General features: G+C 39.4%; 29 protein-coding genes and 1 pseudogene. 4 read left to right on the forward strand and 26 right to left on the reverse strand.

What is annotated here, in order from left to right:
• Positions 1-58: 58 nt before the first annotated feature.
• From KAI37_RS17985 to KAI37_RS17995, 3 genes are all read right to left on the reverse strand, one after another.
• A complete protein-coding gene (locus tag KAI37_RS17985) occupies positions 59-1,195 on the reverse strand; it encodes an N-acetyldiaminopimelate deacetylase (protein WP_068942451.1) in 1,137 nt (378 codons plus the stop codon).
• Between the two features lie 180 nt (positions 1,196-1,375).
• Positions 1,376-2,089 carry a 2,3,4,5-tetrahydropyridine-2,6-dicarboxylate N-acetyltransferase gene (dapD, locus tag KAI37_RS17990; protein WP_013311259.1) on the reverse strand — a complete coding sequence of 238 codons (714 nt, stop codon included), beginning with the start codon at positions 2,087-2,089 and terminating at the stop codon, positions 1,376-1,378.
• 212 nt (positions 2,090-2,301) lie between these two features.
• Entirely contained in the window at positions 2,302-3,210 is a 909-nt protein-coding gene (locus KAI37_RS17995) for a hypothetical protein (protein ID WP_071641963.1), read from the reverse strand.
• 233 nt (positions 3,211-3,443) lie between these two features.
• On the opposite strand from KAI37_RS17995, the gene KAI37_RS18000 reads away from it, so the two are divergent.
• On the forward strand, positions 3,444-4,388 hold the full coding sequence (locus tag KAI37_RS18000) for a DMT family transporter (RefSeq protein WP_220029924.1): 945 nt from the start codon (positions 3,444-3,446) through the stop codon (positions 4,386-4,388).
• A gap of 75 nt (positions 4,389-4,463) precedes the next feature.
• A complete protein-coding gene (locus KAI37_RS18005) occupies positions 4,464-5,327 on the forward strand; it encodes a sulfurtransferase (RefSeq protein WP_220029925.1) in 864 nt (287 codons plus the stop codon).
• 162 nt (positions 5,328-5,489) lie between these two features.
• On the opposite strand, the gene KAI37_RS18010 is transcribed toward KAI37_RS18005, so the two are convergent.
• From KAI37_RS18010 to KAI37_RS18050, 9 genes are all read right to left on the reverse strand, one after another.
• A complete protein-coding gene (locus KAI37_RS18010) occupies positions 5,490-6,116 on the reverse strand; it encodes a class I SAM-dependent methyltransferase (protein ID WP_071641967.1) in 627 nt (208 codons plus the stop codon).
• A gap of 21 nt (positions 6,117-6,137) precedes the next feature.
• On the reverse strand, positions 6,138-6,593 hold the full coding sequence (locus KAI37_RS18015; protein ID WP_220029926.1) for a DinB family protein: 456 nt from the start codon (positions 6,591-6,593) through the stop codon (positions 6,138-6,140).
• A gap of 24 nt (positions 6,594-6,617) precedes the next feature.
• Complete coding sequence (locus KAI37_RS18020) at positions 6,618-7,166, reverse strand: GNAT family N-acetyltransferase (RefSeq protein ID WP_220029927.1); 549 nt, start codon at positions 7,164-7,166, stop codon at positions 6,618-6,620.
• 231 nt (positions 7,167-7,397) lie between these two features.
• Positions 7,398-7,895 carry a GNAT family N-acetyltransferase gene (locus KAI37_RS18025; RefSeq protein ID WP_028542549.1) on the reverse strand — a complete coding sequence of 166 codons (498 nt, stop codon included), beginning with the start codon at positions 7,893-7,895 and terminating at the stop codon, positions 7,398-7,400.
• A 110-nt stretch (positions 7,896-8,005) separates the two neighbouring features.
• Positions 8,006-8,455 (reverse strand): hypothetical protein, encoded by a 450-nt coding sequence (locus KAI37_RS18030; RefSeq protein WP_220029928.1) that lies wholly within the window; start codon positions 8,453-8,455, stop codon positions 8,006-8,008.
• A gap of 137 nt (positions 8,456-8,592) precedes the next feature.
• Positions 8,593-9,135, reverse strand: a complete 543-nt coding sequence (locus KAI37_RS18035) for a DMP19 family protein (RefSeq protein WP_220029929.1) — start codon at positions 9,133-9,135, stop codon at positions 8,593-8,595.
• Between the two features lie 154 nt (positions 9,136-9,289).
• Complete coding sequence (locus KAI37_RS18040) at positions 9,290-9,703, reverse strand: GNAT family N-acetyltransferase (protein ID WP_220029930.1); 414 nt, start codon at positions 9,701-9,703, stop codon at positions 9,290-9,292.
• Between the two features lie 89 nt (positions 9,704-9,792).
• The gene (locus KAI37_RS18045; RefSeq protein ID WP_028542551.1) at positions 9,793-10,242 is read right to left on the reverse strand and encodes a GNAT family N-acetyltransferase; all 450 of its coding nucleotides are present in this window, start codon (positions 10,240-10,242) and stop codon (positions 9,793-9,795) included.
• 455 nt (positions 10,243-10,697) lie between these two features.
• Entirely contained in the window at positions 10,698-11,153 is a 456-nt protein-coding gene (locus KAI37_RS18050; RefSeq protein WP_220029931.1) for an NUDIX hydrolase, read from the reverse strand.
• A 218-nt stretch (positions 11,154-11,371) separates the two neighbouring features.
• On the opposite strand from KAI37_RS18050, the gene KAI37_RS18055 reads away from it, so the two are divergent.
• Positions 11,372-11,692, forward strand: a complete 321-nt coding sequence (locus tag KAI37_RS18055) for a DUF6809 family protein (RefSeq protein WP_220029932.1) — start codon at positions 11,372-11,374, stop codon at positions 11,690-11,692.
• 185 nt (positions 11,693-11,877) lie between these two features.
• Here KAI37_RS18055 and KAI37_RS18060 read toward each other — a convergent pair whose 3' ends face one another.
• Together KAI37_RS18060 and KAI37_RS18065 are read right to left on the reverse strand one after the other, a co-directional pair.
• Positions 11,878-12,228, reverse strand: coding sequence for a hypothetical protein (locus tag KAI37_RS18060; RefSeq protein ID WP_220029933.1), 351 nt, complete (start codon positions 12,226-12,228; stop codon positions 11,878-11,880).
• 231 nt (positions 12,229-12,459) lie between these two features.
• Positions 12,460-12,582: pseudogene (locus tag KAI37_RS18065) on the reverse strand (helix-turn-helix domain-containing protein); the annotation flags it as partial.
• Between KAI37_RS18065 and KAI37_RS26520 the strand changes: the two are divergent.
• Positions 12,544-12,819 (forward strand): hypothetical protein, encoded by a 276-nt coding sequence (locus KAI37_RS26520; RefSeq protein ID WP_071644343.1) that lies wholly within the window; start codon positions 12,544-12,546, stop codon positions 12,817-12,819. The pseudogene KAI37_RS18065 and the gene KAI37_RS26520 sit on opposite strands and share 39 nt — an antisense overlap.
• A gap of 135 nt (positions 12,820-12,954) precedes the next feature.
• On the opposite strand, the gene KAI37_RS18070 is transcribed toward KAI37_RS26520, so the two are convergent.
• The 12 genes from KAI37_RS18070 to KAI37_RS18120 form a co-directional block, all read right to left on the reverse strand.
• Entirely contained in the window at positions 12,955-13,845 is an 891-nt protein-coding gene (locus tag KAI37_RS18070) for a phosphotransferase (RefSeq protein ID WP_220029934.1), read from the reverse strand.
• Between the two features lie 191 nt (positions 13,846-14,036).
• Positions 14,037-14,543 carry an HIT family protein gene (locus tag KAI37_RS18075; RefSeq protein WP_076294001.1) on the reverse strand — a complete coding sequence of 169 codons (507 nt, stop codon included), beginning with the start codon at positions 14,541-14,543 and terminating at the stop codon, positions 14,037-14,039.
• A 190-nt stretch (positions 14,544-14,733) separates the two neighbouring features.
• A complete protein-coding gene (locus KAI37_RS18080; RefSeq protein ID WP_220029935.1) occupies positions 14,734-15,675 on the reverse strand; it encodes an acetamidase/formamidase family protein in 942 nt (313 codons plus the stop codon).
• A 233-nt stretch (positions 15,676-15,908) separates the two neighbouring features.
• Positions 15,909-16,505 (reverse strand): DUF2441 domain-containing protein, encoded by a 597-nt coding sequence (locus KAI37_RS18085; RefSeq protein WP_076293999.1) that lies wholly within the window; start codon positions 16,503-16,505, stop codon positions 15,909-15,911.
• 70 nt (positions 16,506-16,575) lie between these two features.
• Positions 16,576-16,725, reverse strand: coding sequence for a hypothetical protein (locus tag KAI37_RS18090; RefSeq protein ID WP_158659117.1), 150 nt, complete (start codon positions 16,723-16,725; stop codon positions 16,576-16,578).
• Positions 16,726-16,754: 29 nt separating this feature from the next.
• Complete coding sequence (locus tag KAI37_RS18095; protein WP_071642015.1) at positions 16,755-17,288, reverse strand: YfiT family bacillithiol transferase; 534 nt, start codon at positions 17,286-17,288, stop codon at positions 16,755-16,757.
• 562 nt (positions 17,289-17,850) lie between these two features.
• Positions 17,851-18,651 (reverse strand): CPBP family intramembrane glutamic endopeptidase, encoded by an 801-nt coding sequence (locus tag KAI37_RS18100; protein WP_220029936.1) that lies wholly within the window; start codon positions 18,649-18,651, stop codon positions 17,851-17,853.
• Between the two features lie 880 nt (positions 18,652-19,531).
• Positions 19,532-20,098 (reverse strand): GNAT family N-acetyltransferase, encoded by a 567-nt coding sequence (locus tag KAI37_RS18105; protein ID WP_258382995.1) that lies wholly within the window; start codon positions 20,096-20,098, stop codon positions 19,532-19,534.
• 255 nt (positions 20,099-20,353) lie between these two features.
• Positions 20,354-21,058 (reverse strand): acetamidase/formamidase family protein, encoded by a 705-nt coding sequence (locus KAI37_RS18110; RefSeq protein WP_345945609.1) that lies wholly within the window; start codon positions 21,056-21,058, stop codon positions 20,354-20,356.
• On the reverse strand, positions 21,048-21,296 hold the full coding sequence (locus tag KAI37_RS26710) for a hypothetical protein (protein ID WP_345945610.1): 249 nt from the start codon (positions 21,294-21,296) through the stop codon (positions 21,048-21,050). Before KAI37_RS26710 ends, KAI37_RS18110 begins: the two co-directional genes overlap by 11 nt.
• A gap of 313 nt (positions 21,297-21,609) precedes the next feature.
• Positions 21,610-22,482 (reverse strand): GNAT family N-acetyltransferase, encoded by an 873-nt coding sequence (locus tag KAI37_RS18115; protein WP_220029937.1) that lies wholly within the window; start codon positions 22,480-22,482, stop codon positions 21,610-21,612.
• A gap of 327 nt (positions 22,483-22,809) precedes the next feature.
• Positions 22,810-23,385, reverse strand: a complete 576-nt coding sequence (locus KAI37_RS18120; RefSeq protein ID WP_220029938.1) for a GNAT family N-acetyltransferase — start codon at positions 23,383-23,385, stop codon at positions 22,810-22,812.
• Positions 23,386-23,498: the final 113 nt, after the last annotated feature.

The raw sequence follows: 23,498 nt of genomic DNA on the forward strand, positions 1-23,498 counted from the left end.
ATTCGACTTCATTCCATTTCATTCTTCTCATTAAACATAATTATTCAGGGCGTATCATTTACCCTTGAGACTTCCATGTAAAATAGTCTGTCAGCACACGAATGGCTACACCAATCGCTTCCTCCGCAGGTTCCAGCTTCGCATGATGCAAACCATAAGGCGTATCAACACCAAGCCAGAACATCAGACCGGGAATTCGCTCCAGAAAATACCCAAAGTCTTCTCCGGTCATCGCTTCTCCGCATTCAATAAGCTGCACATCCTGCCGATTACGGACCCAGTTCATAAATTCCTCGGTCACCTGAGCTTCATTGTACACTTGCAAGTAGTTTGAGCCATAATGAATCTCGGCATGGCATTCAAATCCAGCCTCCACACCACGCACCAGTGCTTCAATCCGTGATTTTACCAACATCATCGTATCGGCTGACAACGTTCGGATCGTACCCTCCAAACGGGCGGTTTCCGCGATAATATTTTGCTTCGTGCCTCCGCTAACCTTACCCACGGTAATGACCGCTGCATCGAGTGGATTCACATTACGGGCTACAACCGTCTGTAATTGTCCCACCAGCTGGCAAGCAGCCACTACCATATCATTCGCCTTGTGTGGATACGCAGCATGCCCGCCCATACCCTTCAGGTCGATGAAAAGCTCCGACGTATTGGCAAATAGGATGCCCGGGCGAGTCGCAATTGTACCGACAGGATATTCAGGTGCAACATGCAGCGCGACAATTTCATCGGGTATCCAGTCTGCCAGCTCCGTGCTGTCCCTCATAGGCAAGGCTCCGCCCGGCCCTTCTTCAGCCGGTTGAAACAACACAACCAGGTCATCCTTAATCGGATGGCTTGCAAAGTGAGTAACAATCCCCAATCCAATCGTCATATGTAAATCGTGTCCACAAGCATGCATATAGCCGGGATGGGTCGAACGGAAATCGTACCCTGTCTCTTCTTCAATCGGCAAACCATCCATATCACAACGATATCCATAGCGGCGTTCAGGAGCTGTTCCATGAATGAACACTAACACGCCCGTACGCCATGTACGAATTTCCAACCGCTCCTGAGGGAGCGTTTCCAAATAATCCAGCAAATATTGTTGTGTTTTGTACTCCTCAAAACCCGGCTCGGGAATTTGGTGTAAATCTCTTCGTATTTGGACAAAAGAACGATAGTCGACCGTACTCATTACCGCTACGCCTCCTCTTTATAGCTCATCAGCTCTTATCTGGCAAAAGAACAAAAGGACAAAAGCCCGGCGCAGCCGCCGAGCCTTGTCCGTTGTGCTTCGTCCCTAAGTTATGCTGTCAGTGCATCATGCTTCTGACAAGGAATCGTTCACCTTTGGTACGTAAAAACTTTTGCCTTCTTACAGAACGCGCAGTTCTTTCAAAATCTCAGTTTTAGATTTGGTCTTATCGTCGACCTGTTTGATCACACGTGCAGGTGTACCCGCCACTACGGAGTATTCAGGCACATCTTCAGTTACGACAGCTCCAGCTGCAACAACTGCACCTTTACCAATTCGCACGCCTTCCAATACGACCGAGTTCGCACCGATCAATACATCGTCTTCTACTACAACTGGCTGTGCAGATGGTGGTTCAATGACACCTGCCAGGACAACGCCTGCACCGATGTGGCACATGTTACCTACTTTAACACGACCGCCCAGCACAGCATTCATATCAATCATCGTGCCTTCACCAATGGTGACACCGATGTTAATTACTGCACCCATCATAATGACGGCGTTGTTACCGATGCCAACCATATCACGAATATATGCGCCTGGCTCAATGCGGGCATTGATGCCTTTCAGATCGAGCATAGGAACAGCAGAGTTACGGCGGTCATTTTCCACTACATAGTCTTCTTCTTTCGCGTTTGCGCTATCCAGTACAGGCTTGATATCAGCCCAATCACCAAATACAACACCACTGTCTCCAGAAATAAAGGCTTGAACATTCTCGCCAAAAGATGCGGAAGCCAAAGCTCCTTTTACATATACTTTAACAGGCGTCTTTTTCTTGCTGTTTTTAATCACGTTGATGACTTCTTGTGTATTCATTTCGATGGACATAGTAAATCTAACAACTCCTTCATCGCTTCATACGACTTCGCAAGCCGGAATGATCTTATTCTCTCATCCTTTATAGCACAAAAGTGCAGGTCTCGCAATTATAGATTAGACCCTTATAGCTCTAACCTCACCCTTAAAATAACAATTTCCAACGGCAAAACTGCCTTAAATTCATGATTGTAAGCCGCCGACCATCCCACACCAAAGTAGGATTATTTATTAGCTTGCAGGCTCTCCAGCGATGTATAAATGAAGGATTCGAATCCTTCAGCAGGTTCACCTTGTGGAATGTTCACTCTCACGATGAAACCGCCTGTTTTATTTTCTACAACTATATATTGCTGTGTCATCTTCGAACTGCTCGCTTGTAAGAACAGACGGTTGCTGGTCAGCTCTTGAGGGACGGATGCTTTGTCCAACTTTTGCACCTTACCGATGGAAGCTAGATCCTTCTCGCCTTCTTTTTGAAGCTCATCCAGATTAAAATCGGAGGGCAGCTTTGTAATTTCAGCATAATAGTTATCATCTACAGCCAAGGCAACACGGTTTTGATCGGGAAACAGGGACATCGGATCAAACACATACAGTGAATATCCCTCTCCTTTTGCCAATGTTGCTGTCTGCTTTTCCTTTTTTCCTTCAAGGGTAAGCTCAAAAGCTTGAGTTTTCGAGCGTTCCCCACCTACTGCTTGACTGGAACTTCCGTTTTGACTGCTATCTGTTGCAGCCTCTGTTTTTTGTATTTTCGTTAAAGTCAGTTGCTTCGCCGTCGCGTCGCCCTCTACTGTTTTTTCGTTGTATTCAAAAGCTACTGTATCGCCTTCTTTAAGTCCAGCTATTACCGTGTCCAGTCCCTCCCCCAATTGGAAGGATTGGGCTTCGCCATTGGTTTCAATCTCTACCGTATGCGGGTCAGCAGCTCCATTGTATATACCTGTGCCTTTTTTAACCTCCGGCTCAGCGACTGGCTCCGGTTTAACTTGCGGCTGCTGTTGCGTTTGCGGTTGGTCTGCCCCTTGAGAAGCGTTGTTATTGGTTTGCGGTTTCGTTCCACAGGCTGACAGAGCCAGCACTGCCACTACAGTCAGTAGTATGATTGAAAATGTGTTTTGTTTTTTCATAAAATCCACCTCCACTATGATAGACGAGCTTGTGCAGCAAAAGTTCTACGCAGCATCTCACTTAAAATCCTACCTCCTGCTCCCGTTTATAATATTCTCAGGATTTTGCAAAATCCTAATACCACGGGAATGTCAGGTACGGTATAATGAGCTGTATTAAACCTATTTTTCGAGATACCGCTTGGAAGGAACATAGACGTATTTACTTTCTTCCATACGGATGGAGCTGCCACATGAATCAAGCACACAAACCGTCGTTTTCCTTTGAATTATTGTACATCATAGGTATTATCGCTATTTCGTTCTCCTCGATCTTCGTAAGATGGTCTGAAGCCGAGGTGTCCGTCATCGCTATGTACCGTTTGTACCTAACCAATCTGATCATGCTGCCTTTGGTCTGGAAATACCGCACTGAGCTGTTTAGCCTGACCCGCAAGCAGTGGATGCTGATCCTCTGGTCCGGTATTGCGCTGGGGCTGCATTTTTTGCTCTGGATGGGCTCACTGCGACTGACCACCGTTGCAAGCTCTACCGTTATTATGACATTGGAGCCGATCCTTGTCATGCTCGGTTCTTTTTTGTTTTTCCGGACGGGCACGAATCGTGCTATGCTCATCGGAATGGGTATGGCTTTTATCGGCTCACTGGCCATCGGAGCTGGAGACTTCCACGTATCGGGACAAGCCCTACTCGGGGATGCACTGTCCTTCTTGGGTATGGTAGCCGTGTCCATCCATATGCTGATGGGCAAGCATCTGCGCGAGCAATTGAGCGCGTTTGTGTATAATTTTTGGGTTTTCGCCATCGCAGCCACCTCACTTGCGCTGTATAATGTGGTCAATGCCATTCCTTTTACCGGATACGCTCCACGGGAATGGGGACTATTCCTGCTGCTTGCCATTGTGCCTACGCTGTTCGGACATTACCTGTTTAACTGGCTACTCAAATACATTAACGCCACCGCGGTGTCAATGGCGGTACTCGGCGAACCCGTTATTTCTTCCCTGCTAGCTTGGATGCTGCTCGGGGAAAGGCTGTCTACTTTACAATTTGGTGCAGGCTTTTTCATCCTGTTCGGGGTATGGATTTTTATACGATACGGAGCGGATTTTAAAAAGAAAGTCATCCACCAAAGTGAGTTGCCCGACACTGAGCATCCCCTGAAGGCCAGCTCTTAACTTATTTACCCCATTTTCATAAACCATACTCAATGGATTAAATTTACTGTTAAATAAAGGAAGGCGGAATCCTCTATGAAATCCATCGTATCCAAACGCTGGCTGCTGGCCCGATTGTATGAGCCGGACATGATCATTGCTGACTGCCGTTCCCTGCTCGGACAAGCCGGGGCTGGACGGACTCAATTTAATGAAGACCATATTCCAGGGGCGGTTCACTTCGATTTGGAAGAAGACCTTACTGCTCCTCTTGGTGAGCATGGTGGTCGCCATCCATTACCTAATGCGGATACACTTGCCGCACGTCTGAGTCGTGCCGGGATCAACGCATCTTCACGCATTGTCGCTTATGATGACCAAGGCGGTATGATGGCTTCCCGCTTCTGGTGGCTCCTGCGCTATCTCGGGCATGAGCAGGTATATGTGCTGGAAGAGGGCTACAGCGCTTGGAAGGAAGCGAAGTTCCCCGTTACGGCAGATCAGCCGATTCGCATTCCCTCGACCTTTGTGACAAATGTTCAGCCACAAATGCTCACAAGTATGAAAGAAGTACAACATATATCCGAAGATTCTGCTCCTGTTGGCTCCTATATCGGTTTTTCACCTATACTGATCGACTCCAGAGAGCGGCCGCGCTACCTGGGACTGGAAGAGCCCATAGATCAAGCTGCGGGGCATATCCCCGGTGCGGTGAATTACTTTTGGAAAGAAGTATTGGACGAAAAAGGCAGCTTTAAAAATGCGGAACAATTGCAGCAGCACTTTGCCGACCTTGATCCAAACGCAGAAATTATCGTGTATTGCGGTTCTGGCGTATCCGCCTGTCCCAATGTACTGGCCCTGAATGAAGCTGGATTTAGTAAGGTGCGTTTATATCCGGGAAGCTGGAGCGACTGGATCAGTTATGAGGAGAATCCGGTGGCGACCGGAGAGGAATAAAAAGTTTTCAACGGATATACAGGTTCTAAAGACAAATACACTGTCCTAAGCAATTAGGCTTACGGCAGTGTATTTGCTTTGTTCAAAAGTACACAAAAAATCAACTTGAGCTGAGTGAAGCAATAAAACGATGTAGTAGAAGTTGCTTGCTTTTTAGAATAGCTATCCAATCTTTTGAACAAATATATACCTTAATTCATATTTTTTCTGTTGTTTTTCTGCATATATCAGAGTCTCTCTTATGGAACCCGTTTCTAATATATTCAAATCATTAAAATGTCCTTTTAAATCTTCTTCAGTAAAGAAGTGAGCATATTTACCTTTCTTGTATTCATATGTTCCTTCTTCAATTTCCCTACCCACACCATTATTAAAATCACAATCAGAAAAACATGTGAAGTACATTACTCCCAATTCCTTCAAATGCTTCACGCAATTCTGTATCAGTTTTTTTCGGTCTTCTAACAAAAATAAATGCAATAAATCATAACAATATATTCCATCATACCTTTGGCATGTACTAAACTCTAATACCGATTCTTGAATAAAATTCGTTTTTAAGTCCCATTCTTTTGCTAGATCTATAGCTGAACTAGATATCTCAATTCCATCAACCTGAAAATAAGAAGAGAACGCCTTCGTATTTCTTCCATATCCAGCACCAGGAACCAAAATATCATGTACATGATTCTTTTTGAACAAATCTATAGCTTGGGTTACAGTTTGACTTGGTTCACAACCCCAAATCATCCCTTCTTCAGTAAATCTTTTGTTCCAATAATCCCCCATATGATTCACCCGCCTATATACTCACATAGCTTTTCTTTTAAGTTCATCAATCTGTCTGATATGATGTTGATCATGCCAGATAAAATCTCTTAAATATGATATTACAGTAAACTTCCCGTCAGCATATTCTTTAGTAAACTTGTCGTCTTCAAAACTCTCTATACTCTCCAATATCATGTTACGGTACTGAATAGTTATTTTAATTAATTCTTCTTTCGTTTTTGTTTTTCCATATTCAATAGCATCCTGATTAAATTGTTCAAAATCCATATGTGTTAATGTCAAAGGTTTATTGTTCAATATGGGACTTATTGCTGCTTCAAAAAAGTATTTATCCCACAGTAGTATATGACTTACGATATCCTGAACTGACCATTTACCTTCAGCAATCGTTATTTGCCAATCCATTTCACGAATCTCAGAAACAAAACGGATCCATTCTTTGAACTCCTCTAGTAACCGTGACTTCTCATTCATGGTATCACACCCCTTTTTTTCAAATTATTCATTGTTCCTTTGCCATTCATCTGCTAAAATCGCATATTGATATGCATTATGCCAAATGGGTTGTGCTTCTTCCGTTTTATAAAAAAATGCTTTCTTCATATGGTGACCTTCTTTTCGCATCAACAAGCGCTCCAATAATCTCCACGATGAAGCGTTTTCTGGATTACACATCGCAATAATCCGATGAGCCTTTAACTCTTCAAATCCATATTGCAATACTCTTCTACTTGCCTCAGTAGCATATCCATTTCCATAGTATCTTGGGTTGAATATGTATCCTATTTCCCATGTTAAAAACTCAAACGGTACGGTTTGATTAAAATAAATGTGTCCTATCATTTTATTGTTTTCTCTTAATACAACTGCCATAAAAATATTGCTTTGCGATCGTTCCAATGTCATCTGCTTACAATCTTCCTCATTACAAACTTCCCCAGGTTCATACTTCAATACTTCTTCTATTGATAAGTAATCATGTAGATCATTCCAATCATCAGATCGAAAATTTCTTATAAGTAATCTTTCTGACTCTAAATCTATCATAATTATCGCCTCTGATACGTTTATTTAGCCTTTGCCTGAATTACTTTTAACGATCATTTAAACCCTCTCCATTGAGAATTTTCTGCATACATTTTTCAACCCTTGACTCCCGAGTTTTAGATTGTTTGGGTGCACTCAGAATCCTTAAGGAGCCGCTGCTTGAATATGATGTTAGGCGATACCCTTGATTTCTTTTGAGTTCCTTAAAATAATCCCTATTACTACTGTATTTTAACTTCTTAAATCGACAACCATCGTGATTGATGAATCAACTTTCCCAACTTCTTTAAATCCGAATCTCTCGTAGAGTTTCATTGCCGCTGCATTGCTCGGATCAACACTGAGGGATAATTTTTTTATATTCCTCTTCCTAGCTTCTTTAAATAATTCATCCATTAAGGCCATTCCGATTTTTCTTCCCCTGTATTCTTTTAACAAAGCCATTCCTAGTTCGGGTACATCATTATCAATAAATCCAAATCCCTTATTATCCTCGTTAAAATATCGAACTGTTATTGATCCGACGGGTTCACCCTCATGGTTCATTGCTATAAATCCAAAATCCCCCTCTCTTCCCCAACCTTCAATATACTTTGATATATAAGGGTCTTTTATTATCGCTTTATCGAATGGCTCTTGACCTTCTGGGACAAATAATGATTCATATAACATCTCCCATAAAAAAAATACATCATCTTCTATTATTGGTCGGATTCTGTATTGCATCATTGAAGTTACCTCATTTCTAGATTCTCAAAGGTTTCACCTAACGTTTCTATATTTTCCATAAGAGCCGAAGCATGAATATTGTGTTATGCGGTTCCTCTGCTCTCTCCAAATCAACATTCCAACGCTCTGCTTGCTTCTGTTAATTCATCATTGGCCTCTAAATATTTTAATATTTTTTCAATATCGTCGTGGTCTATTGTTTTCGTTATAATTAGATGTTTAATATTAAATCCTGGTATTTCCATTTCTTTTCCAAAGTGATTTACTAATTTTTGAGGGGTTGTCACCAAACTCCATCGTTCACTTCCATCCGAAAAAGTAAGGGTCACCTCCACCAAATCAAACTCCTTTGGATCATCATCAAACTTCCATCTTTCTAAAAAGGGCACTTCTATATTTCCTTCAATAAAATGAGCTTTTGATATCCAAACTGCTTTTCCATGGTTTCCAATAATTCTATACTTGTCCCCATCTTCTTTTTTTACGATGTATTTATTGCCCCTTGTAAGTGCATGAGCATAAACGCCTATACTTATACAAGTTATGATTGGTCCCTCCATCAATTCACTTCCATACCGTATTTAATTTAAATGAAATCCGCATCTTCCTATCAACTGTTTATTTTCTTACCGGACCGAGGATGTATTCAAGACGCCCAGCGCATGCCGGGTTAGATGATACCACGCACTTCTGCGAGTTACTTACAGACATCCTGAAGCTTTTTCAACAATACAATCCAGTTGTCAGAAAGATAACCAATTAAGTAGTCAAAAATATCTCTATCTATTGAATATATATACAGTCCATCAGCCAACTCTTCAATTCTTTCAAGTAGCCTTTCATTAATGTCATGTCTCTCTTCAAATGTTGTAACTTGATATGGTTCTAATTTTATTTGCCCATTAAAATTAACACCTTCAATAAGCTCTTTTATCTCCTCCATAATAGACGAATCTTTTTCCGCTTTAATTAGCTTTAAAGCAGCAATTGTTTCATTCAAGTACTTTCCAGTGGAATTTTCCATAAACCCGAAGACTCCATTCATTGATAATTCTGTATCAAAATCTATTAATAAAATAATAGTCCTCAAAGATTCAGGTACCTCATAAATCATGTCTCTTATTGAGCTAGCCTCTTCTCCGTAGATAACACTACCCATGTGTTCCACAAGATCTGTAGCCGAAAAGTTGTTATGGGGCGGAATTAGTAGCTTTACAACATGATTTAGGGTACTCATCATATTCACCTTGATTTCATAGTTTTAGTTTTGCATGGTTTCATGTAACGTTTCTGTATTCCTGAACCCAAAGGGGTTGTCTGCAAAGGCTCCATTAGAGACGCAGCTTGAATATTATATTTTTTAAATGTCACTTCCTTCATTGATTTCCTCAACGTTAATTTTGGTTCAACTTCTTTGTCAGTATTATTTCCAGAGGTTCGTTCTCAAGCATTAAACATCCAGCATCTCTATATCCAAGCTTTCTATAAAAATGTTGGGCTCCTTCATTTGACTGTGTTGAGGTCATGACCATTTCAAATCCTTTTTGTTTCATTAATTCTTCCCAATAGTGGACAACTTTTTTACCAATACCTGTTCCTCTATACTCCTCATCTATCCATATCATATTCATAAATGGTGTGTTGTCCCAAAAAAATCCGTATCTCATCCAACCTATTTCTTGATTGGATTCTCTAATGATTAGAATTTCATTTTCTTTTATTTTTGGTCTTATAAGTGTCTTATGTATGTGTTTGTCTCTTAACGAGATATACTCATAATCTGATTCAATCGCAAAATCAATCTTCATTGTAAATCCTCCCTTTCACTCTTTTCATTGAATATCTTCTTGGTAACACTTAGCACTGATGTCTCATAACGTTTGTACATTACATAAGTTTATAAAGTCTTTTTAAAAATGTATAAGTCACCTTCTTCTCTAACCTTAGTAAACCCACACTTTGAATAGAAGTGATGATTCTTCACACTCCAGCTAGGAGTATCTAGCCACCATTCAGTGCTGTCTGGAAATTTACTTTCAATTTTCTCCATCACCTTCGTTCCGATTCCTTGATTTTTAAAATTTGGATCAATAAAGATCCTTCCTAAATTATGCACTTGATTACATTCTACAAATATCATTGCTCCCCCGATTATTTCTCCATTAAAGAGTACCTTGAAATATTCGCAATTTTGCATCATCTCTTCTTGCCAACTTATGGAGTCATATCCTATTGGCCCAACGGTTTCGTTATTCTTAAAATGCTTTGATTCATCCTCAAAACTGGCCTTTTGTATTTCAGCAAGTTTTTGTGCATCATTTTTTCTAGCTTTTTCTAATGTCAGCACCAAACATACCTCCATTGTCTTTTTATTTTTTCCGGGGTTGTCTATTGAAATGCCTCCTCGAACTCCATCCCAACAGGCCAAGGCTCCGTGAGGATTCTTATGCTTGAATATTATGTTATCAGAAGTTACCGAACTTCTTCACTATGAATTCAAAATCAATATGCAAATTTTTTTATCAGCGAATTTTCTTATATGGTCTTTTTTCGTTTTGTAGTTTGATTATGTTAATTTCCAAAAATTTAGGCGAACATGAAGTAGACACTCAGCTCCGTCTACTTCATGTTCATTTTATTGCAATTTGCACGTGGGGTAAGAAAAAGCGCCAAGCAGTCACACCCATGTTTACCTCTTAAATAATTGCATTGATTTCACATAGCGTTTGGGTATTCCCGAAGTTCAAACAGCCCTTTGTTAGGTGATATCGGGGACAACCTCAATTTACTAAAAAAATGTTTTTATGATCTTACTTCATTTAAAAATCTTGTTATTATCGGTAGGTCGGGAGGACTTATTTGATTAGGTATCTTGTTTAAATCAAAAAATTGTATATCTTGTACTTCAGCTTCATCACCTTTAATTATTCCACTGTATTCTTTACATATATAAGCTGCAACTACGTTATATACTTCATCTCCATGAGGATATCGATAGTAAAGTTCAGGGCCTGAAAATATATCAAGTAATTCTAACTCTTCAGCTTCTAAGCCTACCTCTTCAAAAAGTTCCCGGCTTGCAACCTCCTTCATATTCTCACCAGGCTCCATTGAACCTCCTGGTAATCCCCATAGACCATTGTCAGTTCTCTGTTGCAATAATAATCGTCCCTCATCATCTATGAGAATCACACATGCTCCTGCCATAATTATAGGTCGGGTACCTACTAACTCTCTTAATTCTCTTATGTAATTCAATATCTTCACACCCCTTTGAGATCCTCCAACAGACCAAGGCTCCATGAGGAGCCGCGGCTTGAATATTATGTTATACGACGGATTCACTTCTTGAGTCTGTCCTCACTACATCAACGAAAAGCAAATATTTAACTCTACAAAGTCAAATATTCACCTCTTTAATAACTCTATAAGGCTATATAATAACTTCGTGAAGTTAATTAAAGGAGGGAAAACATATGATTAATACTTTAGAATCATTGACAGAGCCACTTATAAGAATACGTTTAGAATTACTCTTTGCTGAGCTTCTGGAGTATCATACGGAGTACAATCAGCTTTCTTCAGAGACATATCGATGCTTTAGAACACTTAGTGAAGCGTTACCCGATCAACTTCAACATACGGTTTTTCTGTACGAAGATGCTCAAATTTCTCTACAATCCATCTTAGAAAGAAGCATCTACATACAAGGTTTCAAAGACGCTCTACAACTCTTTAGCGAATTAAAAATTCTAACATCTAGAGGATCTTATGATCCTCTTTCCTATTGTTTTTGATTCTATCGTATAACGTCTTTGCATTCAATTCGTCCGTCGTATGCCGGATGTGTTCGACCGATTCCACTTCATGGCTTCTCAACTTCTGCCGAACCGAGGAGCGAATGCGGCGATGCTAGAATGTGATGTTATACAAAGTACCATGACTTCATTGAATTTACCTACAAATCATGTTTAATTCAACATCACCATTCTCTCCATTCTTCTGTAATATCTTGATCGTCCTCAATTTCTAATCCAGCTAGTCTTGCTGCCTTATCTATAAATTCAGCCAATTCTTCACGTTCCATCGTTTCAATAAAATAATCGTTCGTATCATTCAATTCATTAAACCTAATTACAATTTCTTCTACAGCCTTCATAATACTTTCAGGATATTTAGTTTCTTGTAATAATATTAATTGGTTTAGATAGTTATCTAGGACTTTATCACACATTAATAATCTCTCTTCTGTAAAAAGGGCATCTCCGTATTCAATCATTCTTTTGTTCCATAATTTAGTTGGTTTGTCATTATATAAGTCTTGTAAAGTCATTAGGCATATCCCTCATTTTCTTTTTTTGTTTAATAGATTTTTTAAAATTGTTGCATTGTATTTCACATAACGTTTCTGTATTCATGAACCTCGTAGGGGTTGTTTGCTGAAATACCTCCTCGAAATTCATATTGCAGCCCAAGGCTCCGAAAGGAGTCGATGCTTGAATACTATGTTATACGATGGAATCACTTCTTCGATTAACCAACATTTATTCTTGATTCTAATCTGTCATTGTTCTGCTATATGTTCCAATAAATCTCTTGGCTGACAACCTAAAGCCGCACATAATTTATCGATCACTTCTAATGACACATATTCGTTCGTATTGAGCTTCGCCATTGTACTCGAATTGAATCTTTATATGGCAATCTTATCAAAAACAACTCCAGCTACAACCAGTTCTCATCCGAGTGGAATCTCTATTTCAAGCAGTTACATGAAGGAGTACCGGAAAATATACAGAAGATTCTATTCCTCTACGATGATGCTGAGCTTTCTGTTCAAGCTATTTTAGAACGTGAAATTTATTTGCAAGGTTTTAAGGACGCTCTTCACCTGCATAACGAATTACATATATCTTTAGATTAAGAGCCTTCTGGCTCTTTTTCATTTTGATTCTGTCATATAATGTTTTGTATGCACCAACCCTCACTGACTGGAGTCGCTTCCCCGAAATCCCTCTGTCGGACCGAGGGCCGGATGGCCCGATGCATGAATATTTTGTTAGATGATGCCAATGTCATCATCGATTTGCTTACATAATTTTTTCCAATACCCCCATGCCTGTATATATTCAGTCAAGTCATTTGGGTGATGCCGTATACTAAGTCCTATTCGACAATAAAGATGTATCAGTGTTTCCTCAATTAATCTGGTTCTCTCAACATTACCTTGTTCAAGTAAATCCGATGCGGCAAACAAAGTATCAGTATTAATATCATCAGGTGAAGAACAAAATGCATATAAAAAATCATATATGATTGGCCCCACCATCGGTGACGGATCAATCACACCAATCAGTGTTGAATCATTAAAAACAAAATTATGAACGCCTGTATCCCCATGCAATAAATACTTAGTTCCTTGCTTTGAATCATCATTAAATAGTTTTTTTGACATTAATTTTACGTATTGATAGTCTTCTGGCAATAATACATTCTTCAGATTTATTCTTGCTTCTTCAATGCTAATTTCATTAAATTCCTTCCATGTTTCTCGTGGGAATTCTATTCTCCCCCATGTATTTTTTCCCTGATGTTCAACATATTGGTTGAGCAGTTCTTTTACTAGGATTCTCATCCAATTTCTTTTTTTACCACGATTAAAATGAGTTTTACCATCAATGAATGTATACACAAAATATGACTTATCTTGGGCTGATAAAAGAACTTTAGGTAATAATAATGAGTGCGTATAGGTATGAAGCAAATGTTCAACTAATTCAATCTGGATTGGGTTATCAGACTTCAAAATGTACTTAATTCCATTCTTTGATTCTAATCTTAAAACTATTCCAGAAGTTGTTCCTGATAGTCTTTGAAAACTTACAATTTCATCATTTATATGGTGCTGTTGAAGCAATCTATTAATCGTTTCGATATTATGTTCAATCATTATATATCTCTACTCCTTACTTAAGATCTTGCATTGGTTTCATCTACCGTTTCTGTATTCATGAAACGACCTAGCCTTAGATAGCTCTTATCTTAGGCTGGGTCGTTTGTTGACTGTGCTTTCTTCCATGATCATACATCTAGTCAACCAAAGGGCGAAGCTCCGATGCGTGAATACTGTGTTAGATGGAGTTATCTTGAACTACTCACAAAATCTCTCATACTCTCCCTCAATATACTAATGCCCTCTATTACGCTATTCATATTTTCTTCATCGTTCATGTTATTCCTTGCATGTAATAATATTGGTCTTAATGATTCTACTGAATTTCCATATCGATACATCCAATCATATCTAGGAACCATCCATAAATGGAAATGATGTGTTGTGTCTTCATTATAAAAATAATAGACCTTATCTATACCCAAATGATTTCTCTGTTCATTTCTGATCTTACGGATTAATGAAATATACTCAAATTGCTCTTCATCTGTTAATTCATCCATGCAGTAAAAATGTCTCTTTGAAGCTAAAATAACTAACCCTCTAATTGGATAAGCTACATCTTGATGGGCATGAAAATTGCTTGATTCATAAATTACTCCACCAGTCGGTGCAATCATACCACTTGTTAAAGCGCAGCTTAAACATTCAACTTCTACTGACCTTCCATCAGCTAATGTAATTAGTCTTGTCATTATGCACCTCCTGTTTTTTTATTAGGATATCTTCGTAATTTCATCTAACGTCCTCGTATTCACGACGCCCAGCGAGTGCTGGGTGTGTCCAGCTGCCTCTGCTTCCCTGAGATCCCCCTGCCGGACCGAGGGCGTATGCTCGATGCGTGAATATGGCGTTATAAGTAGTTGACGCCTTCTTATGAGTAACCTAAGCCAATTTTAAAGCTCCATGCGGAAGCACAGCATGAACCCCTTTGATTCCATTTACAACTTGAGTAATCCGAAGATCAACTACTGTACTTCCTAAGGCAATAGCTTCAACCCTATCTAAATTGAATAAATCACCCATCAGGTTCAACATCCCATCCATTGCCTGCACAGTAGCTTCATTTAAATCTTCATGAAAACCAAAACTAATCCACCCATTTGGAGTATTCGCAATTGGCAACTCAAGTTTCATCTCCTTATTGACTGCAAAAGTTAGTTCTAAATATTCCATCGGACATTCGATAGCTTGACAACTAATCTCTCCATCCCCCTGTGCGGCATGTCCATCCCCAACAAAAAAGTATGCGCCATCTACTGGAATAGGGAGATATAATACGCTTCCTTTTGTTAACTCCTTACAATCGATGTTCCCACCACAATAGCGTGGGGGCCATGTTGTATGAATCCCTTTCTCTTCCGGCGGCATCGCATGAATCCCCATAAACGGTTTTAATTTCACCGAGAACTTTCTTCCATTTACTCCCGTACTTCCGAGCAAACTATTTTTATCTAACTTCCATTCAAGGTTAAGTTCATCACATTCGGTTAAGCCTAGCTTTTGATTTTGCCAATTTGGGTATTTACCAGCAGACGTAAACCCAAAAGGTCCAGGTATAACCTCATTTATTCTTATTTCAAGCGTCATCCCTTTTTTTGCTTCCATTATTTGTATAGGCCCACATAAGGCATGGCCCCAATCTATTTTTTCTCGTCTCTCATAGGGTTTTACTCTTTTTCCTTCATCCGAGGGAGTACCCCAACCAGCATCAAAACAGGAATATTGAACGGTATCTCCAGAATTAATCGTTAATATAGGATCAAATTCAGCGGAAATAGAACCATATAAATTAGAACGATCTGGCCTTACTCTGAAAACTGCCATGAAATAACCTCCTAAAATAATTATCGTCAATTTCTTATAACTTACCGTATTCACGACGTCCCACCGACTTAAGGACCCTCCAGGGTCCGACTGCGCTTGCGCAGTTAGTCGGTGCGGATATGTCCGCTGAATTCACTTCTCTGCCGATCATATCTGGCGGACCGAGGAGCCTCCAGAATCCGATGCGTGAATATGATGTTATATGATGCAGTGTCTCCTCTGAAATACTCAGATTATACTAATGTGAAATCATCAATTATTTCAACAACTTCAATTTTTCCATTAATCAGAAGCTCAGGAAGTTCGTTTTTCACATTTCCCTTCCAATATTCTCTAGCCTGTTCGATTTTTTTTGAAAATGATGCTCCGTCTACCTTTGGTAATAGGTTCCCATCACCTTCAAAATAACTCCCTGTTACTCGTAGCTTAACAATCTGCAAAACCTTCCGATTAAAAGAATCAAATATCTCCTTCCATTTCAAAGTATCCTCATAACTTCTCGCAGCATATAAGCAAGACAATCTAGAAGGATAATCGGGATATTCTTGTAATCTCACCATTTCTACTATTACTTCTCTAACAGATCTGATCGTTTGTCCTGCATACTTCATCGTTGCTGCAGCGTTCTCTTTATCCAGTTTCAATCCTCCATTTGAATAATGATCATGTAAAATCTTAAAAATATCTTCACCGTTATTATTTGTATATGTCTTCTCAAAAAAGAAATGATACAGATTGTTCTTCTGGTTTTTGTCAAAATTGATAATCTGTCCAGGACTCATTTCTTTCCTAGTCACAATATGATAAACAAGCATTTCGTTCTCATTCATAGTCTACCTCCGTTTGACCATTAACGTAAAAAACAATTCAATAAGTAACTAACAATATTGATTTTGATGTTTAATTTTTACGCTGATTCCCTATAACGTTCAGGTATTCACGAACCCCGAAGGGGGTGTCTGCTAAAATTCCTCTCCGAAATCCATCCCACAGACCCAAGCTCCAAAGGAGCCGCAGCTTGAATATTATGTTATGCGATGTTACTGCCATCTTTGAACTCCTTACAATTACCCTCTTTCTTATATGTCTTTCCATTTCTCTCTTCTTATTAGGTTTTCGATTTGGGATGCATGGTGTTTGTTGTGCCAAATAAACCTTTGTATAGCTGTCTCTAATGTAATTATTCCTAATACTTCGGTTTGTATAGTCCGTTTATACTCTTCTATACTAAGTTCTTTCAGCAATACTAAAAAGCGATGATGCAATATTTCAATAAGTGATAGCGAATTCTCTACGGGCAACTTCTTGTAATCAATTAATTCTCCCCACGAATCTTCTCGATATGTGTTTGCTAATGGATTATTTTCAGTTAATCCTCTTTTAAATCTCAGGTACGCATTCATATCATTATCAGCTAAGTGATGTATGACCTGCCTTACTGTCCAACCGTTCGGCCGATACGGAGTCTCCAATTGGTATTGTTCAAGACCAATCAGCAATGTATTTAATCGCTTAATTAGTTCAGGAATTTGTTTAATAAGATTTATTATTTCATCATTTGAAAGATTGTTTTTGGGTTGAAATTGACCAATCGGATATTTGATTTGATCCATTGTATTTCTCCTCTCTTCTTTAGAATTGCAGTAATTACGCGTAACGTTGTTGTATTCCTGATGCTGAAAGGCTTAAGGTTACTCGATTAATCCAAATCATTTCTTGAAATAAAACTATTAGAGTTTAGAACTTACTTTTTGGTGTTTGGAAATCCATAAGCTAATAAAAAAACCTAAAAACGCCTTTCGCCCTGTGTCGTCACTTCTGGACATTTTGACCAAAAGTCCCGCCCGATTTCAGCCCTTGTTTCTTGAATGAGGCCAGGGGTGCGGGGGCAAGGCCACTGTAAAAAGCTAACGACTACCACTAATGTAGCGGAGCAGGTTTTGCCGTAAAATAAAGCAGTCGGCAACGGGGCAGGATTTTAACCTGTTCCCCGTTGTCGGCGGCGCAATGGCACGGCAAGGATCCAGCCAGTCAATGGTTTAAGAGTGTAGATTTTTCGTCAGCAAAATACTACTCGTCCATCGACTGGCTGGATAGGCGTAACGGCCTGATTTGCGAGTAATTCTGCAAGTTGTACTTTCACATTGTTGGACTAAGGCATAATGAAGAAAATGCTTATACTATTCGCCTGCTCGTTTTGTCGTAAATCACAACGGTTACAATTGAAACAAGAACAATCACAGCATTTGCGGCAAGTGTTCCCGCCCAAGTCATAGTCATGGTGCCAAAGATGGGGGATGCCGCATTGAACATGGTGTGGAATAATACGCACATAAACACACGGCCTTTTCCTGATATTCTGTAGATTGCCCCGTTGAAAAACCGAAACGCAATGAGTTGAACTGCAAACATCCAAAAGTTAATGAGTCCCTCGCCGTGATTCGTCCCCGGAATGAAGAAGAGAGGGATGTGCCATAAAATCCAAATTATTCCAACAAAAGCAGAAGATAAAACAAACCCGTATTTTTTGTCAAGCTCAGGTTGTAATATGTACATCCAGCCTGCTTCCTCCAAGCCACCGATAATAAGATTACCAGGCAGGGCAAGGAAGAACGTATAAAATGGAAGCACCATTTCCGTGCGGCCTGTAACTGCAAGATGTATCAAAAAATACAGTGCAAGCCCTGCAACAGCGTACAAATAGAGAGAGAGATTATTTTTGACGTAAAAAACAGTTTTCAACCATTCCTTAAAATCTGCTATTTTGTTATTTTTCTTCAGAACGATATATGAAGCAATAGCGGGCGACAAAATATAGATTGCAAAAGGAATATTCATCCCAAATTGCTGTAACGAGTGAACCCAATTGTGAACCGAATATCCGAATTGCCCAAGAGCAATCAAAGCACCTGACACAAGATAGGCTATACAAAATGTCAGCTTCGTAAATTGTACTATGATTTTTTTGTCTGTCACGATTTCTTCACCTCACATTTGACGGATGGACGCTTTGACTTTTATCAACTAATGTTGTTTTCTGCGATTTCAAAGTTGCGCTCCGCACAAATTCTTTGTATTTACGAAACCGAGAGGCTTAAGGCGAATCAAGGAGCGTTAGCGAAGTAGCGGAATACGGTATTATCTGCTGGGTTTCATTTGTTCTTCATACATATATAAATAACCCTTTACATTCATAAAGTATCTAAATCCCATTAGTAATTAAATACCAATTTCTCTCATACCATAATTCGTTTTCTTCTCTTACAAATCCTTTATTCCATGGAAAAACGTATCAAGGTAACCCTTGCAAGCATAGTGTCCCTAGATACGTCTTTATTACTAACACATTCTTATGTATTCCTCCTTATTATGGCACTTAGTGTTCTAAATCTTCCGATCTACACCGAGTCACAATTCATCAACTATCTTCTTACAGGGTCTAGGCAATTGCAGACAACCCTGAGAGGCTAAGTCTTCGACCCAGTCGCTACGCTCCTTTAAGCCTCTCAGGGTTGTCTGCCTCATTCCACTTCCTCGAATTATCTCCCGGCAAACCAAGGCGCGTACGCCCCGCAGCGTGAATACTTTGTTATCAGATGCGATTGCCTTCTTCGAATTACTCTACAATTCACTTCATTAGTTATTTCAATTCTCTTCGTACATTATATTTCTTTATAAAATTCTACACCCAATGCGCAAAATCCCTTTGATCAAAACCTAGCATGGAGCACAAAACCATAATGCGTTCCATTTTTACTATATATTCTATTTATTGTTATATTGAATCATAAATATATCCCCTTTTCTTAGATAGAAAGAGCTTAGAAATAGGATAAGGATTTTACGCAGAAAATGCTTACTTTGTAATGTCTGACTTGAGTAATGAGTACATAACTAAATCAACAATACCTTTGCCTTTCCAGATATGTCCTTCACGGACTATTCCTTCTTGAGTAAATTTATTGCGTCGTAACACATTTTGCGATTTTATGTTTTCTGGTAATACGAATGCCTGTATGCGGTTAACACCAACACGATTGAACAGATAATCTGTCATTGCATTAACTGTCATTGTGGCTATACCTTTACCCCAAAACTGTTCGTGAAGTCTGTAGCCTATAGTTATCATGTTTACGTCACTATTATAATCAAACATCTCGGCTACTCCAACGATACTGTCAGGCGAATTGCTCTGGGAAATTCCAAGAAAAATCTCTTTGCGTTTATTGAAATCCCTTTCAAAGTGCCCAATCATGTTCTTTACAGTTTCCTTATTTTTTTTCAACATGACAGGAGAATATTGAAAAAGATTTTCATTGCTGTATATCTCAAACAGACGGTCTAAATCTGTTTCGACAATTTTTCTTAGTGTTACTTCTGATGTTATGATATAAGGAAATTCTTCATATGGGCTTCTATTCACGATACTCCTCTCCTATGCATATAAATTTTCACATCTTGTAGTATTAAACATTGCTCTTGAAATCAAGGTTTTAAAATATAGCATTAACATTGTCTTGAAATCATTTCTGATAACGTCCTCGTATTCACGACGCCCAGCGAGTGCTGGGTGTGTCCGGCTGCCTCTGCTTCCCTGAGATCCCCCTGCCGGACCGAGGGCGTATGCTCGATGCGTGAATATGGCGTTATAAGTAGTTGACGCCTTCTTATGAGTAACCTAAGCCAATTTTAAAGCTCCATGCGGAAGTATAGCATGAACCCCTTTGATTCCATTTACAACTTGAGTAATCCGAAGATCAACTACTGTACTTCCTAAGGCAATAGCTTCAACCCTATCTAAATTGAATAAATCACCCATCAGGTTCAACATCCCATCCATTGCCTGCACAGTAGCTTCATTTAAATCTTCATGAAAACCAAAACTAATCCACCCATTTGGAGTATTCGCAATTGGCAACTCAAGTTTCATCTCTTTATTGACTGCAAAAGTTAGTTCTAAATATTCCATCGGACATTCGATAGCTTGACAACTAATCTCTCCATCCCCCTGTGCGGCATGTCCATCCCCAACAAAAAAGTATGCGCCATCTACTGGAATAGGGAGATATAATACGCTTCCTTTTGTTAACTCCTTACAATCGATATTCCCACCACAATATCGTGGGGGCCATGTTGTATGAATCCCTTTCTCTTCCGGCGGCATGGCATGAATCCCCATAAACGGTTTTAATTTCACCGAGAATGTTCTTCCATTTACTCCCGTACTTCCGACCAAACTATTTTTATCTAACTTCCATTCAAGGTTAAGTTCATCACATTCGGTTAAGCCTAGCTTTTGATTTTGCCAATTTGGGTATTTACCAGCAGACGTAAACCCAAAAGGTCCAGGTATAACCTCATTTATTCTTATTTCAAGCGTCATCCCTTTTTTTTGCTTCCATTACTTGTATAGGCCCACATAAGGCATGGCCCCAATCTATTTTTTCTCGTCTCTCATAGGGTTTTACTCTTTTTCCTTCATCCGAGGGAGTACCCCAACCAGCATCAAAACAGGAATATTGAACGGTATCTCCAGAATTAATCGTTAATATAGGATCAAATTCGGCGGAAATAGAACCATATAAATTAGAACGATCTGGCCTTACTCTGAATTCTGCCATGAAATAACCTCCTAAAATAATTATCGTCAATTTCTTATAACGTTCTCGTATTCACGACCCGACGCATGTCGGGTGGCCGGCGAATGCCGGACCCAGGGCGTATGCCCGCAGCGTGAATATAATGTTATAGGATGTCAGCACCTTCTTCGAAATACTTACATACACTATTGATGAATCAAAGGGAATATACAGGGTCACACATATTTAACTGTTTTGATTCACAAAACGGGGATATCTCACTGTAATCTCCGCCTTATCTTTACTGTATATTATGCTCTCATTTCAACTTAGTAGAAGTTCTGGTCACATCATTCTAATATTTAAATTCTAGCTGAAGCGAATCACAAATTGGCTTATAGCCTATCTTTTGATAGATGCTGTTTGATGTAGGATTCGCCAGGTCCGTATATAAGACGCATTTAGTAAATCCTTTATCCAAGGCAAGTTGGCTTATTTGCGCCACAATTGAAGTCGCGTAGCCCTTTCTACACTCATACGGAGGCGTATATACAAATGCCACACCGATAGCTGTCTGAAGTTCCCTTGTATATCCGGCCATAGAAACTGGAATTCCGTTGTCATCCTCTAAAATATAAAGTTTTTTCGGTGCTATACGGTAGAGGTAAGGCTCTGCCTCTTGCGGGATGCACATTTCTGTTTGACCGTAATTCCCTGCTGCGGAAAATGCTTCAGCCCAATACGGGAAAAAGTGAATATCCTTTTCGTCTAGCAACCGAACGGTACCAATCTTTTGAATACCTGGGTTTACTGCTGTAAGTTCATATATACGTTGGCTCATGGTCGTTTTAAAGGTTATTCCTTTACGTAAGGTATATTCTCTGGCAAAATATTCTGCCAAGTTTTTTTCAGTTATCACTCCTGGAATTTCACGGTCATTCAGCCCATCTATCAAACAATCGATAGCCTTTGGGTTAATGACGTTGTCCGTTGCATACAGCGTAATATTGTGTGGCGGTGTCATTATGGCGGTAAGTTGTATGCCCTTAGCATCCGAAATCGTTACCATAAGCCAATTTGCAGGGTCACGCCAATCTGTTTTGTCTTTTCCTTCATGCCCGATTATGATATTGCCCAGAGGAATCATATTTTGTGCCTCATGATGCATCAGCACTTCATAGGTATCTCTATAAAACTCATGCACATCTGTATACCATTTAAATTGCATCGAACTTTCTCCTTTCATCTGTTCAACGTTTTTACAGATTCTTCGTAACAATCGTTCTTTTTTACGGTTTGCTGATTGGAAAATAAGGGAATTATATTCGTGAAAACGATTAACTATCTTGCCTGTTAATTGAATTAACTGATAGCAATTTGCTTTTATTTTCGTTTTACGCTGATTTCCTATAACGTTTCTGTATTCATGAACCCGTAGGGTTGTCTGCTGAAATGCCCCTCCGAAATCCATCTCGCAGACCAAGGCTCCGAAGGAGCCGTGCTTGAATATTATGTTATAGGATATCAGTTCCTTCCCGAATTAGCTCACCATATTTCAAAAATCTATCTTATGAATTTTAAAATGGTTATATATTTCATCATCTATTACTATCTCTCCGACAAACTTAAAATTACTTTTTTGAATAACTCTATTCGATGCACCATTCTCTAGTAATGCAATTGCATTTAATTCTTTGATCTCCGTGTTATCAAATAAATACTGAATTATTCCCTGAACTGCTTGAGTCGTATATCCTTTACTTCTATGGTCTTTTGAAATACCATACATGATTTCTCTGTTTGGTGCTGGAAGATCGTCTTTTATTCCTGAACAACACCAGCCAATAAATTCCCCAGTTTCTTTAAGTACGATCCCTAGCCTCAGTCTAAGATCACCAACATCCAGTCCTTCTTCGACACGTTTAAGAAATTGATTGTTTTCTGGTATTTCATAATTCTTCAACCAGTCTAGTCTGACTTCTTTTTCAACATTCCAACCTGATAAGAACCCATAAATCTCCGGTTGCCATGTAAGTACTTGTAATTGATTTAAATCTTCTAATTGATATTCGCGAAGGATAATGTCTTTACATTCTATTGACAGGCTGTACGGGTTCTTTTCAGAGTGCATATAAATTCTCCTTTGTTTGTATTGATATTACGATGATTCGCACTGATTTCCTATAACGTTTTCTCTATTCACGAACCCCATCAGGGGTTATCTGCCAACGCTTCTCCCGCAGA

Origin of the sequence: Paenibacillus sp. S25, from assembly GCF_019454085.1 — a bacterium.
GTDB lineage: Bacteria > Bacillota > Bacilli > Paenibacillales > Paenibacillaceae > Paenibacillus > Paenibacillus polymyxa_B.

Bases quoted from the DNA above. Each gene is read 5' to 3' on its own strand.
- KAI37_RS17985 (WP_068942451.1), bottom strand. From the start codon at position 1,195: ATGAGTACGGTCGACTATCGTTCTTTTGTCCAAATACGAAGAGATTTA.
- dapD (WP_013311259.1), bottom strand. From the start codon at position 2,089: ATGTCCATCGAAATGAATACACAAGAAGTCATCAACGTGATTAAAAAC.
- KAI37_RS17995 (WP_071641963.1), bottom strand. From the start codon at position 3,210: ATGAAAAAACAAAACACATTTTCAATCATACTACTGACTGTAGTGGCA.
- KAI37_RS18000 (WP_220029924.1), top strand. From the start codon at position 3,444: ATGAATCAAGCACACAAACCGTCGTTTTCCTTTGAATTATTGTACATC.
- KAI37_RS18005 (WP_220029925.1), top strand. From the start codon at position 4,464: ATGAAATCCATCGTATCCAAACGCTGGCTGCTGGCCCGATTGTATGAG.
- KAI37_RS18010 (WP_071641967.1), bottom strand. From the start codon at position 6,116: ATGGGGGATTATTGGAACAAAAGATTTACTGAAGAAGGGATGATTTGG.
- KAI37_RS18015 (WP_220029926.1), bottom strand. From the start codon at position 6,593: ATGAATGAGAAGTCACGGTTACTAGAGGAGTTCAAAGAATGGATCCGT.
- KAI37_RS18020 (WP_220029927.1), bottom strand. From the start codon at position 7,166: ATGATAGATTTAGAGTCAGAAAGATTACTTATAAGAAATTTTCGATCT.
- KAI37_RS18025 (WP_028542549.1), bottom strand. From the start codon at position 7,895: ATGATGCAATACAGAATCCGACCAATAATAGAAGATGATGTATTTTTT.
- KAI37_RS18030 (WP_220029928.1), bottom strand. From the start codon at position 8,455: ATGGAGGGACCAATCATAACTTGTATAAGTATAGGCGTTTATGCTCAT.
- KAI37_RS18035 (WP_220029929.1), bottom strand. From the start codon at position 9,135: ATGATGAGTACCCTAAATCATGTTGTAAAGCTACTAATTCCGCCCCAT.
- KAI37_RS18040 (WP_220029930.1), bottom strand. From the start codon at position 9,703: ATGAAGATTGATTTTGCGATTGAATCAGATTATGAGTATATCTCGTTA.
- KAI37_RS18055 (WP_220029932.1), top strand. From the start codon at position 11,372: ATGATTAATACTTTAGAATCATTGACAGAGCCACTTATAAGAATACGT.
- KAI37_RS18060 (WP_220029933.1), bottom strand. From the start codon at position 12,228: ATGACTTTACAAGACTTATATAATGACAAACCAACTAAATTATGGAAC.
- KAI37_RS18070 (WP_220029934.1), bottom strand. From the start codon at position 13,845: ATGATTGAACATAATATCGAAACGATTAATAGATTGCTTCAACAGCAC.
- KAI37_RS18075 (WP_076294001.1), bottom strand. From the start codon at position 14,543: ATGACAAGACTAATTACATTAGCTGATGGAAGGTCAGTAGAAGTTGAA.
- KAI37_RS18080 (WP_220029935.1), bottom strand. From the start codon at position 15,675: ATGGCAGTTTTCAGAGTAAGGCCAGATCGTTCTAATTTATATGGTTCT.
- KAI37_RS18085 (WP_076293999.1), bottom strand. From the start codon at position 16,505: ATGAATGAGAACGAAATGCTTGTTTATCATATTGTGACTAGGAAAGAA.
- KAI37_RS18090 (WP_158659117.1), bottom strand. From the start codon at position 16,725: ATGGCAGTAACATCGCATAACATAATATTCAAGCTGCGGCTCCTTTGG.
- KAI37_RS18095 (WP_071642015.1), bottom strand. From the start codon at position 17,288: ATGGATCAAATCAAATATCCGATTGGTCAATTTCAACCCAAAAACAAT.
- KAI37_RS18110 (WP_345945609.1), bottom strand. From the start codon at position 21,058: ATGACGCTTGAAATAAGAATAAATGAGGTTATACCTGGACCTTTTGGG.
- KAI37_RS26710 (WP_345945610.1), bottom strand. From the start codon at position 21,296: ATGGCAGAATTCAGAGTAAGGCCAGATCGTTCTAATTTATATGGTTCT.
- KAI37_RS18115 (WP_220029937.1), bottom strand. From the start codon at position 22,482: ATGCAATTTAAATGGTATACAGATGTGCATGAGTTTTATAGAGATACC.
- KAI37_RS18120 (WP_220029938.1), bottom strand. From the start codon at position 23,385: ATGCACTCTGAAAAGAACCCGTACAGCCTGTCAATAGAATGTAAAGAC.